Below are 11,922 nucleotides of genomic sequence, written 5' to 3' on the forward strand. Positions count from 1 at the left end.
CCGATGCGGGACGAACTCAAAGGTGTCGATGGGCGCAGCATCTCCGGGTACGGATCCCTTCGGGCCACGGATCGCCCTTGCCATCCAGGCCCCGTCGTCCCGCAGGACACGGCTACGCCGTGCCGACCATACGAGGCCAGTGGTCTCGCCACGCTACGTCTCGAAGCGCTTCAACCGGCCGCGCGCCGTCCACTGACGGCTGCGTCGTAGCCACACGAGGAATCCGAGGAGATGATCATGCCTGGAGCACCGCTGAGCTGGAGCGTCCACACAACACCGTCGATCCCGACGGAGATCTCAGACCTGCCGCCCGACCTGCCCCGACGCATGTGGTCGCCGATCACGGCGACGCTGATCACAGGCGAGCGGGACGCGGTGCTGGTCGACGCGCTGATGACCACTGAGCAGGCCGGTCGGCTGGCAGACCGGGTAGCCGCGAGCGGTAAGAACCTCACCACGGTCTTCGTCACCCATGGGCATGGTGACCACTGGTTCGGGCTGGGTGCCCTCCTCGATCGCTTCCCGCGTGCCCGCGCCGTCGCCGCACCTGCCGTGGTGGCGCAGATGAAGAAGCAGATGGCGCCGGAGTTCGTCGCGTCGTTTTGGAACACGCGCTTCCCCGGCCAGATCCCCCACAGGCTCGTCGCGGCCGAGCCGCTGGTCGGCGACCGGCTGGAGTTGGAAGGCAACGAACTCGTCGTCGTGGGGCTCGGGCACACCGACACCGACGACACCACGTGCCTGCACGTGCCGTCCATCGGGTTGGTCGTGGCCGGCGACGCCGTCTACAACGATGTCCACCTCTACCTCGCCGAATCGCCCCCCGAGGGCCGCCGATCCTGGCTCCACGCACTTGACACCATCGCCGCGCTGGACCCGCAAGCGGTCATCGCAGGGCACAAGCGTCCCGACCGCCCCGACGACCCAGAGAACATCACCGAGACCCGAAAGTACATCCAGGACTTCGAGACGCTCGCCGCGCGCACCACGACCGCCCTCGACCTCTACCGCGGCATGCTGGAACTGCACCCGACCCGAGTCAACCAGGGCGCACTCTGGGGCTCGGCGAGATCCGCCAAAGGCTGACCGCCGCACCGCGGGCAGCGTGTACAGAGCGAGCTTTAGGGGAATATGTGGCCTGCGGGGTCATCGGGGGGAAGCAGTGATGTCCGTGATCGAGAGTGTCGGCGACGCGACGTCGGCTACCGTAAGTGATCTTTCATCCACGGCGCTGGATCCGAAGAGGCGCCGGGTCGGCGAGTTGGTCGATGATCGGCTCGGCAATGGGAGCATCAAGAACAGGGTGCAGACCAGGGTCGGGCCAGCGGATCTTTCGGTACCGCGGAACCGGGCGGGCCGCTTCGATCCCTAATTGTCCGCCGCGGCCGTATCGATCACCGAGCAGGTGATGGAGGAGGCCGAGGCCTGGCAGCACCGTCCGCCCGATCCGATCTACGCCATGACGCGCGATGGCGCGCGATGGCGCGCGTAGGAGAGGTTGAGGGATGAGAGCTATCCGATTCGCTCAACATGGCGAGCCATCCGAGGTTCTTGAAACCGAAGACGTGCCTCTTCCTGAGCCTGGGGACGGGCAGGTAAGGGTTCGCATTCTGGCGACTCCAGTGAACCCGTCTGATCTCTTGTATGTGCGGGGATACTATGCGGGCGTCGAAGCCCAGTTTCCAGCGCCGGTCGGGTTTGAAGGCGTCGGCATCGTGGACGCCATCGGGCCCGGGGTGAAGAACGTCGCTACCGGACAGCGGCTATCGGTTGTCAACGGTCAAGGGGGAAACTGGGCGGATTATGCCGTTGTCCCCGCGGGTGACCTGTTCCCGGTACCCGATGAGATCCCCGATGAACAAGTGGCCTCCTTCGTCATCAATCCGGCCTCCGCGATCCTCATGGTCCGCCGATTGCTGGCGGTCCCTAGAGGTGAGTGGCTCCTCCAGTCCGCGGCAGGGTCCGAACTGGGTCGCATGATCATCAGGTTGGCCGAGCGCGATGGTATCCGTACCGTGAATGTCGTCCGCAGACGTGAATCGGCAGCCGAACTGGAACGTCTGGGAGCTGACGCCGTCATTGTGTCCACGGAGGGGCCGATCGACGAACAAGTCCGACGTATCGTTGGACCCGAAGGCGTCAAGTACGCCATCGATCCTGTGGTCGGAGAAACCGGCACCCAGATTTTCAAGGCGCTTCACGAGGATGGACACATGCTGGTATATGGCTCCCTGACAGGCGAGCCGATCCGTGTTGGTGAGGACCCGCGCTACATCCTGGCGGGCCGCCGTATCCTGGAAGTCTTCTGGCTCGGCTACTGGCTTCCGAGGCTCACCGACGCAGAACGACGGCAGTTGGGAGAGGATATCGTGGCGCTTATGCGTGAGGGAATTATTGAGACCTCCCCTGGGCGTAAATACTCTCTCGACGAGATCGGTGACGCCGTAGCCCACGCAGAGCAGAAGGGCCGGCAGGGAAAGGTGTTCCTTGTTCCCGGAAAGAAGTAGCGAGGACCGGTCTTGCCAACCGTGCCGCGGCGCCGGAAGCACGGCAGGAACGCCAGGTCGCCGTCGGCTGCCTCTGCCGGCGAATTTCGCCGCCGATGCGGGCATCCCAGGTCTGATCCCCGGTCAATGTGCGCACCGCGAGCGACCGCAGAGCCAGGAGGTGTGACGTGACGGAGTTGCGCTACGACGTGCTGGTCTCCGATGGGGTGCGCCGTCAACGATCCATGCGATTGCCCGACGGAGGCCCGATCGTATCCTCGCCACTGGCATCCACCCTGATCCTGGGCCAGACGGACGCGGTCCTGGTCGACCCGCCGTTCACCCGCGAGCAGGTGCACGCGGTCGGCGACTGGATTGAGCAGTGGGGCAGGCGACTGGCTTACATGTACGCCACCCACGGGCACGGCGACCACTGGTTCGGCACCGATCTACTGATGCAACGATTCCCCGGCGCCGTGCCCTATGCGACCGAGGGCACGATCCGGCTGATGCACAAGCAGGCGACCGAGGGACGCGAACAAATGTGGGATGTGGACTTTCCCGGGCTCATTCCCGACAGTCCCGTGGTGTACCAAGTGGTTCCCACAGGAGGGTTCGAACTGGAGGGCCACCGCCTGCTGGCGGTGGAGACCGGCCACACTGACACTGACGACACCACCGTCCTCCACGTGCCATCGATCGGCCTCGTCGTGGCCGGCGATGTCGCATACAACGGAGTTCACCAGTACCTGCTTGAAAGCGTCGGCGGCGGGATCGAGAAGTGGCTCACCGCACTTGAAACCGTTGCTGCCCTGCTCCCGCGCACAGTTGTCGCGGGCCACAAGAACAGAGACCTGCCCGATGACCCGTCGATCCTGGAACAGACCCGCGACTATCTGCTCGACGCACGGCGCCTACTGGCAGCAAAGCCAAGCCCGCGTGAGTATTACGACCAGATGCTGCAGCTCTATCCAGATCGGCTCAACGTGAGCCCGGTCTGGTACAGCGCGCTGGCACTTCTGTCATGACCTGCCCGACCGCTTCGCGCCGTCGCCCGGCCGTGGAAGACCCCGACGAGACGGGTGTGCAAACCTTAGGTGCATGGACAGCAAGCACGGCCGCCCCTGCTCGATCGCCGCGGCGCTGTCGTGTGTGGGAGACCGATGGGCGCTCCTCGCGGTCCGCGAGGTCATATTCGGCAACCACCGGTTCAGCGAGATCGTCCGCAACACCGGAGCCCCTCGCGACCGCCTTGCCGCGCGGCTGAAGAGCCTCGTCGCTGCAGGAGTCCTTGAGCAGCGCCAGTACCAGGAGCATCCGCCCAGGTACGACTACCACCTCACTCAAGCGGGCCGGGAGCTCGTACCGGTTCTGTCGGCGCTGCGCGCCTGGGGGGATAAGTGGGCCGTCAAGGATCCCCCTCTCAGTGTCACGCATCACGGCCACCCGGTCCGCCCCCGAGTCATCTGCGAGACGTGCGGCAGGCCCGTTCGCGAGGATGAGGTGGAAAGAACCTCTAACGCTGCGGACTGGGATCTCGCCGGCCCCGTGAGCGAGGGCTCCACCAGTCGCTGAGGTGTGGCGAGTCTCCCCCGGCCATGGTCCCGGATCGCCGACCCCACGCCGAGCCGGGGGTCCAAGTCTCGACGATCCACAGCTGCGGGGTCCTGCATTGCCGCCGACACCGCCCATCAGGTGCACCCGGCGGTGGCTGCCACCTCCTTGAGCCTGGATGCCGCGAGCCGATACTCCTCGGCCTCTGCGCTTCGACCGATGGATTTGGGGAATGACCACAACGCTCTATCTGGACCGCGGGCGTGTCGACACCGCGGCTCTGCCGGTCCTGGGTCGCGTGACCGCCGATGACACCCTCGTAGCCGGCATCCTCACCATTCCGCTCGACGACGGCGTGCTCGACGCATCCCCGGGCAGGCGCATGACGTGCCTGGACGAGCGTGCGGTGGGGTGGTCGCCCATGGACACGGCTGAGCGGTTTGCGCCTGGAGCCACGGTGACTCCTGGGAAGGAGTGAGCTGCATGCAGATGGATCGCATCGCTGACACCGACGTCAGGTTTCAGCGGAACGGCGCGGGTGATCGGGCACTGGTCTTCGTCCACGGATTCCTCGACGACCAGCACGTCTGGGACGCGGTAATCGGGGAGATCAGGAGCGACGGCGTCGAGACGGTGCAACTCGACCTGGCCGGTATGGGCGAACGCACGGATGCGAGCGGTCCGTTCACGCTGGAGCGGTTCGCCTCGGAGGTCGGGGCCGTGGTCGACGCCCTCGACACGCCGGCGGCGCTCATCGGGCAGAGCATGGCCGCCCCGGTCGTGGAACTGGTGGCCGCCGCCCGTCCCGAGCGCACCCTCGGCGTGGTGCTGGTGACGCCCGTTCCGCTCGCCGGCACGCGATTGCCCGATGAGGCGGTCGAGCCCTTCCGAAGCCTGGGCGGCGACCCGCAGGCGCAGCGGACGGTTCGACAACAGCTGTCCCGTGGGCTTGGCGAGGCGGACCTGGACAGGCTCGCGGTGATCGGCGGCCGGGTGCGGCCCGAGGTGGTGCGCGCGCTGGTGGACTGCTGGAACGCCGGCCACCCGGACGGAGACCGGCCAAGCCGCTACACGGGCCCCGTGCTGGTGATCCGCGGCGCCGACGACGGATTCGTCACGGAGGACATGGTCGCCGACGGGGTGCTGAAGCGGTTCGGCACGGTCGAGGCGGCCACGGTCGACGGGGCCGGGCACTGGGTGCACATCGAGCGGCCCGCTGTCGTCGCTGCTCTGCTGGACGCGTTCCTGGCCAAGACGCATCCCGCGGGCAACACGACGCGCGGCGTACGGCCGCAGCGGTGGACCGTGGCCTTCGCCGAGAAGTCCGCCGCCTCATTCGCGGAGGCATTCGCCGAGGACGTCGTGCTGGAGGCGAACACGCTCACCCGGCCGGTCGAGGGCCGTGAGCAGGTCAAGCAGGTGATGGAAACGGCCAGCGGCATCTACGACTCGCTGGTGTTCACCCAGGAGAGCTCCAGCGGGCCGCGCACCTATCTGGAGTGGGAGGCCACGGCGTTCGGCGGGACGCAGATCCGGGGCGTGACCATCCTGACCGAGGATGAGCGCGGGCAGATCGTTCGCGCGGCGATCCACCACCGGCCGCTCGGCGCCGCGCTCCGTTTCTCTGCCGAGCTGCGAGACCGCCTGCGCGGCCGAATCGACCCGGCGCACTTCTATGACGGCGACCGATAGCCGGTGCGACAAGCTGCGGCCTTGCGACGGGGATGACACATGATGCAACGCACTGATATCGCCTTCACAGCGGAGGGCCGCATCACGCTGCGCGGCTGGCTGTTCATTCCGGACGGTCCCGGCCCGCACCCGGCGGTCACCATGGCTCACGGTTTCGCCGGCGTGAAGGAGCACGGGCTGGAGCGCTTCGCCGAGGCCATTGCCCGGGATGGCTTTGTGGTCCTCCTTCACGACCACCGCACGTTCGGGGCCAGCGAGGGCCTCCCCCGCCAGGACGTCGATCCCTGGCGGCAGATCGCCGACTGGCGCCGCGCCATCTCCTTCCTGGAGAGCCGGCCCGAGGTCGACGCCGACCGGATCGGCCTGTGGGGCACCAGCTACGCCGGCGGCCACGCCATCGTCCTTGGCGCCACCGATCGGCGTCTGCGGTGTGTGGTCGCGCAGGTGCCCACGATCAGCGGATACGAGCAGGGCCTGCGTCGCGTCCCGCCGGATGCCGTCGCAAGCCTGGAGCAGGCGTTCGCGGAGGATGAACGGGCTCAGTTCCGCGGCGAGCCGCCCCGCACGCAGGCGGTCGTCAGCGACGACCCCGCCGTGGCGGCGGCGTACCGGGGCAAGGACGCGATCGACTTCTACCTCCAGCCGCTGCCCTCAGGCGTCTGGGAGAACCATGTGACCGTACGCTCCACGCGCGCCGCCCGCATGTACGAACCCGGCGCCTGGATCAGCCGCGTCTCGCCCACCCCGCTGCTGCTCGTGGTCGGCGACCACGACACCATCACCCTCACGGACCTGGCGCTGGCCGCGTTCGAGCGTGCCCTGGAGCCGAAGAAGCTGGTACTGCTGCCAGGCGACCACTTCGATCCCTATCTATCCGGGTTCCAGGAGTCCAGCGCGGCGGCGCGCGCCTGGTTCCGCCGCCACCTGCACTAGTCGACCCAAGGGCCCGGGCCTTGTTTCAGCACCGCGAGCGCCGCCGGCCCTCCCGCCGGATAGCGGCGTGCGAAGTCGCCGTCGATCTGGAAACGGGTCACGAATCCGGCACCCGACGCCGGCACATTCCAATCCCGGGCGGGTTTGGGAACCCGCCGGTCCCGGACGCGTTTGTGCTGGACACGGCTCTAGGCACCGCCGCTGTGGGAGATGCGGTCGAGCACCTGGGTGAGCGCGTTGGTGGCGAGGTCGCGCAGGGGCGCGTACTCCTCCTCCGGGTACTGCCGGGGTCCGTTCTCCACCAGGAGGATCAGGTACAGGTACGCCCGGTAGAGGTCGAGGCGGACGCGGGCCGGCGGGGTCAGCGGCAGCGGGGTCACCTCGCGGTAGCCGGCCACCAGCGGGTCGTCCTCGTGCAGTTCACCGAAGATCGTCGGGGTGACGAACTCCGCCAGCGGGTCGCCCCAGAACGCACGCTCGTGGTCGATGATGGCCTGAATCCGCGGTGTCGTGGTGAGGTCGAGGAAGACGTTGCCCGGCCAGACGTCGAAGTGCACCAAGTGCGGCGTCACCACCTCGTCCAGGACGGGTGAGGCGGCGGTGAGCACCGCTCGGAGCTTCTCGACCGGCAGCGGCAACGGTGTCGGGTACCGTTCGACGTCGGCCAGCAGAGCCCCGACCATCGCGAGATACGCCTCACGCCACGTGCCACCGGTGATCCCCGCATGCGGGTAGCCGAAGACCTCACCGGTGACGGTGTGCAGCCGTGCGAGATGGCGGCCCAGCTCTCGGCGAAGCGAATCCTCTCCGTCCGGCTTGACGGTGTTCCACGAGACGCCATCGAGCGCGCCGAGCAACAGGCAGTCCCCGCCGAGCACTGGCTCGTCGAACACCGCGGCCAGCAGCGGCGGCACCGGCACGCCCGCCGCCGCTGCCAGTCCATAGGCCTCGGCCTCCGTACGCAGCAGGTGGCGCTCGTAGCTGAGCTGCTCCAGGTCGGGAGGCGGTGAAATTTTGAGCACCACCTCACGGCCGTCGTCGAGGGCGAGCCTCCACACCGCGTTGGCGAACCCGTCCGTCAGCTCGGTCGACGCGATCACGCCCGCGCCGAGCACCCGCCGCGTCAGCGCGTCCAGCTCGGCTCCGCTCAGGCGCCGTTTGGTTCTGCTCTCCACGGTCCGGATTGTGCGGCCAGGCCACCTGATCGTCCAGGCCGGACGGGAAGGACCACGCGGATTCCCGTCCCGGACGTGTCCCCCCATGGCGGCGCGACACCGGTCACGGGTGGACCTTGATCCCGGCAAGGAGATCAAGGGCCCTGCCACGACCACGCGGTCGCGTAGGCGGCGATCGCGTCGCGACAAGCTCCCGGCGAGGCACCGACCTTCGTGAGCCTCCCGGAAAAATCCGCGAAAAGATCGAGAACCGTTGAACCCTCCGCCGCCGGGCTGCGTACTGCCTCCCAAACGATCTTCGGTCGCCAACGGTGACGAAGGAGGAACGGATCAGCTACGGTTCAGACCCGATCGCCTAGACCACGAGGTGTCTTCCGCCAAAGCCGTGGTGATCCGCGGCTCCCTGCAAAGGTTGTGAAACGTGACAGCCCCCACGTGCACTTTCATGCCCGAAGCTCCTTTCCCGCCCACAGCACCGGCAGCGGTTGCACCTCGCTTGCCGCCGAGCGATTGCAGCGGGTCGCCGGCCGCGCCGCCGGCCCGCGGAGGCCGGTCCCGCGAATCGACGGCCGACGGCGGCATTCACGGCTGCCTACGAGCCGCCGCCCGTGCTCTCGGTCATGGGCCACCCGGGACACGGGTTACGACGGACCCATCGCCGACCTCTCCCTGCCGGACATCACCGGACCGGTCCTCGCGTACCCCGGGAGACGTCCGGAGTGCTTGCGCCGAACGCGAATACGCCCTATCCGAGGAGCGTCATGACCAGTAGGAAACCGTCCGCACTCTGGACGGCCGCCATCTGCGGGCTCGCGATCTTCATGGTCGCCCTGGACAACCTGATCGTGACGACCGCGCTGCCGACGATCCGGGTCGACCTGCACACCGGGATGGAAGGCCTGCAATGGACGACCAACGGCTACACACTGACGTTCGCCGTACTGCTGCTGACCGCCGCGACGGTCGCTGACCGGTACGGCCGCCGGCTGCTGTTCGCCATCGGCCTGGCGATCTTCACCGCGGCCTCGGCGGCGTGCGCCATGGCGCCGGGAATCGAAGCGCTCGTCGCCGCGCGCTCCGTGCAGGGCGTCGGTGCGGCGATCATGGCTCCGCTGACCCTGACCCTGATCGCGGCCGCGGTTCCACCCGCGCGGCGCGGCGCGGCCCTGGGGATCTGGGGAGCGATCAGCGGTCTTGGGATCGCTCTCGGCCCCCTCATCGGCGGCGCGATCATCGAGCATTCCTCGTGGTCCTGGATCTTCTGGATCAATGTTCCCACCGGAGTGCTGCTGCTGGTCTGCGTTCCGTTTCTCACCGAAAGCCGGAGAGCGACGCCCACACTCGATTTTCCGGGTACCGTGCTCGCGACCGGAGGGCTGTTCGGCATCGTTCTCGGCCTGATCCGGGGAAACGACGCCGGATGGTCGAGCGCGCAGGTGATCGCCTCACTCATCGGCGGCACCGTGCTCCTGTCGGCGTTCGTGGCCTGGGAACTCCGAGCGTCCGCTCCCATGTTGCCCATGCGGCTCTTCCGGAATCGCGGGTTCAGCGCGACGAACACGGTGGGGATGCTGATGGGCTTCGGCACGCTCGGCGCCGTCTTCCTGCTCGCTCAGTTCCTGCAGACGGTCCAGGGGTACTCACCCCTCCAGACCGGCCTGCGCACCCTCGCGTGGACGGGCATGCCGCTCATCGTGTCACCGGTCGCGGGGGTCATCAGCAACCGTGTCGGGGGCCGGGTCCTGCTGATCACAGGCATGGCGCTGCAGGCTGTGGGCCTGGGCTGGCTCACCGTGGTTCTGACGCCGACGGTCGCCTATTCGCGTCTGGTTCCCGGCTTCGTCATCTGCGGTATCGGCATGGGGTTGTTCTTCGCACCGATCGCCAGGCTGGCGCTCGGATTCGTGGACCGGGATCTCGAGGGCGTCGCTTCCGGTGCCAACAACGCGTTCCGGCAGCTCGGCACCGTCATGGGGATCGCGGCGCTCGGTGCGATTTTCTCCGCCATGGGGGGTTACACGAACGGGCAGGCGTTCGTTGACGGCCTGGTGCCCGCGATGTGGGCCGGCACGGCGGCGGTCGCATTGGCCGTCCCGGCCGCCATCCTCATCCCCCGCGCCCGCGCCGTGCAACCGACCGCCGTGCAGCCGTCCGCGGCGGTCCCCGGGCCCACGGCCTCGCCGGAGACCGCGATGGAGGCCGAGGACGACGCCCCCCTGCCTTCGCCGACAGGCGCCGACCACCGCTGACACCGCCGACAAGTCGGCCGCCCGGAGTACGACGACCCTATCTCGGACTCTTAGATGTCAGACCTGTTAAACATCGGATAACATCCCGACAAATACCTCAAATCGGCTTGTCCGAAACGTACCTTGTTGGCTAGAAAGAGTACCCACGCCAACCATTCGTCTCCGCCAGATCAACCACATGGGAAAGGGGGAACGTTGCCAGAGCACGATGAGCCGAGTACAACGGCTGTGATAGAACGCTGCATCGCCGGAGAACCGAATTCATGGGAAGAGCTGGTCCGTCTGTTCAACCCCCTGGTATGGACGGTCGCCCGCTCGTTCAGCTTGACGCAGGCCGACTGTGAGGACGTATGCCAGCACACCTGGACCCAATTGGTCGGCCGACTGGCCACGCTCCATTCACCTGACCGGCTCTCCGCCTGGCTGGTCACGACGGCACGACGGGAGTCCCTCCGGCTGACCAAACACGCCCGGCGCAGTATGCTCGTCCCATTTCTGATCGAGGTGGATCCACCCTCCGACCAGGTCGCCACTCCGGAGGAGCTCGCGATCGCCGACGCCCGGCGGTCGGCACTGCTACGCGGGTTCCGCGAACTCCCATCACGCCAGCAGGCGCTGATGGAACTGCTCTCAAGGGAGCCCCGCCCAAGCTACCAGCAGATAGGCGAGATGCTCGGGATGCCCGTCGGGACGATCGGTCCCACCCGGCAGCGGATCCTGCGACGGCTGGCCGAATATGTCAGGGATGACGACGGTCGGAAGGGTCGGGCACAGACTCGAGAGCTCTGCGAACCGCTGCGATAGAAGTGCGCAGCACGCTTTCCGGCATAGGCCCGACCGCGTCGCGGAACTCGTCGGTGAGATCCATTTCCTGCCCGCATTCCGCTACCTGATCGTGGTGCTCTCCCTGCTCACCGTTATCGATCACACCGTTCGTCGGCATCCCATCCCCTGACCCCGATTGCAATTTCCGTCCCGCTCACCTGACAGCTCGGACGCCCATCGTTCGAGCATCTCCTCATCTACCCGAGGATGCAACATGCAGCAAGACCTCCCCCGTACTGACGTCGTCATTCCCTCCATCGACCGCGGGTGGTGGTCATGGGCCGGGGCACACGGTGGCCGTACTCTGGCTCTTCTCGGAGATCACACCGGTGCCCACGCGGCCGGTTTCGCACCACGTTCGGTACACGCCTCCTTCCTGACCCCGATCGCCGACGGCGACCTGCACGCCGCCGTGGAATGCGTCCGGAAGGGCCGTTCGAGCGCCGTCGTGACCGCCAGGCTGACGCACGAGGGGAAGCCCGCGGTTCTCACCACATCGCTGTTCGGCGCGGCCGGTGACGGCCTCACCCACCAGGGCGTCGGCATGCCCGCGGTGCCGCCGCCCGAGGACTGCGAGGACGCCGCCGACATCCTGACCGCCATGGTGCCTTACGCCCAGCACCTGGGGATGCGGCCCACCGACAACGTGCTGCTCGACCCGAAGGAGGCTGGGACGGCGCGGATCCGCGTCTGGCTCACGGCGAAGGACCCATCGCCGTCCGCGGTGGCCGATGCGCTCATCTTCCTCGACGCGATTCCTCCGTCCCTGTGGGCGCTGAACCATGAGTTCATTCCCATCCCCTCTGTTGACGCGGCGTTCCATTTCACCGACGGGCTCGACCAGATGGACGCCAAGGACTGGTCTCTCGTCGAGGTGGCGACCGAGCGTGTCGGCGCGGGCTGGCTGGTGGAGTCCGGATCGCTCTGGAGCCGGGACGGGGTCCTGCTGGCGAGCTCCCGGCAGACACGCCGAGTGCTGGGGTGAGGTTCCGTCGGCCGGCATCGGCC

General features: G+C 67.5%; 11 protein-coding genes. 10 read left to right on the forward strand and 1 reads right to left on the reverse strand.

Features of this window, described 5'->3' with window-relative positions:
- Positions 1 to 237 precede the first annotated feature (237 nt).
- The 7 genes from NE236_RS39130 to NE236_RS39160 all read left to right on the forward strand — a co-directional run bounded on the left by NE236_RS39130 (position 238) and on the right by NE236_RS39160 (position 6,665).
- A complete protein-coding gene (locus NE236_RS39130) occupies positions 238 to 1,086 on the forward strand; it encodes an MBL fold metallo-hydrolase (protein ID WP_252847350.1) in 849 nt (282 codons plus the stop codon).
- A 419-nt stretch (positions 1,087 to 1,505) separates the two neighbouring features.
- Complete coding sequence (locus NE236_RS39135; protein WP_252847351.1) at positions 1,506 to 2,507, forward strand: zinc-dependent alcohol dehydrogenase family protein; 1,002 nt, start codon at positions 1,506 to 1,508, stop codon at positions 2,505 to 2,507.
- 167 nt (positions 2,508 to 2,674) lie between these two features.
- Positions 2,675 to 3,514, forward strand: coding sequence for an MBL fold metallo-hydrolase (locus tag NE236_RS39140; RefSeq protein ID WP_252847352.1), 840 nt, complete (start codon positions 2,675 to 2,677; stop codon positions 3,512 to 3,514).
- Between the two features lie 73 nt (positions 3,515 to 3,587).
- Positions 3,588 to 4,061 (forward strand): winged helix-turn-helix transcriptional regulator, encoded by a 474-nt coding sequence (locus NE236_RS39145; protein ID WP_252847353.1) that lies wholly within the window; start codon positions 3,588 to 3,590, stop codon positions 4,059 to 4,061.
- Positions 4,062 to 4,272: 211 nt separating this feature from the next.
- On the forward strand, positions 4,273 to 4,518 hold the full coding sequence (locus NE236_RS39150; protein ID WP_252847354.1) for a hypothetical protein: 246 nt from the start codon (positions 4,273 to 4,275) through the stop codon (positions 4,516 to 4,518).
- Between the two features lie 11 nt (positions 4,519 to 4,529).
- Complete coding sequence (locus tag NE236_RS39155; protein WP_252847355.1) at positions 4,530 to 5,732, forward strand: alpha/beta fold hydrolase; 1,203 nt, start codon at positions 4,530 to 4,532, stop codon at positions 5,730 to 5,732.
- A gap of 39 nt (positions 5,733 to 5,771) precedes the next feature.
- Positions 5,772 to 6,665, forward strand: a complete 894-nt coding sequence (locus NE236_RS39160) for an alpha/beta hydrolase (RefSeq protein WP_252847356.1) — start codon at positions 5,772 to 5,774, stop codon at positions 6,663 to 6,665.
- A 188-nt stretch (positions 6,666 to 6,853) separates the two neighbouring features.
- Here NE236_RS39160 and NE236_RS39170 read toward each other — a convergent pair whose 3' ends face one another.
- The gene (locus NE236_RS39170) at positions 6,854 to 7,840 is read right to left on the reverse strand and encodes a phosphotransferase family protein (protein WP_252847357.1); all 987 of its coding nucleotides are present in this window, start codon (positions 7,838 to 7,840) and stop codon (positions 6,854 to 6,856) included.
- Between the two features lie 761 nt (positions 7,841 to 8,601).
- Here NE236_RS39170 and NE236_RS39175 point away from each other — a divergent pair.
- From NE236_RS39175 to NE236_RS39185, 3 genes are all read left to right on the forward strand, one after another.
- On the forward strand, positions 8,602 to 10,089 hold the full coding sequence (locus NE236_RS39175) for a DHA2 family efflux MFS transporter permease subunit (RefSeq protein ID WP_252847358.1): 1,488 nt from the start codon (positions 8,602 to 8,604) through the stop codon (positions 10,087 to 10,089).
- A gap of 195 nt (positions 10,090 to 10,284) precedes the next feature.
- Positions 10,285 to 10,893, forward strand: a complete 609-nt coding sequence (locus NE236_RS39180; protein ID WP_252847359.1) for an RNA polymerase sigma factor — start codon at positions 10,285 to 10,287, stop codon at positions 10,891 to 10,893.
- Positions 10,894 to 11,128: 235 nt separating this feature from the next.
- Positions 11,129 to 11,899, forward strand: coding sequence for an acyl-CoA thioesterase (locus tag NE236_RS39185; RefSeq protein WP_252847360.1), 771 nt, complete (start codon positions 11,129 to 11,131; stop codon positions 11,897 to 11,899).
- Positions 11,900 to 11,922 lie beyond the last annotated feature (23 nt).

The sequence above is a fragment of the Actinoallomurus purpureus genome (assembly GCF_024055795.1).
Lineage (GTDB): Bacteria > Actinomycetota > Actinomycetes > Streptosporangiales > Streptosporangiaceae > Actinoallomurus > Actinoallomurus purpureus.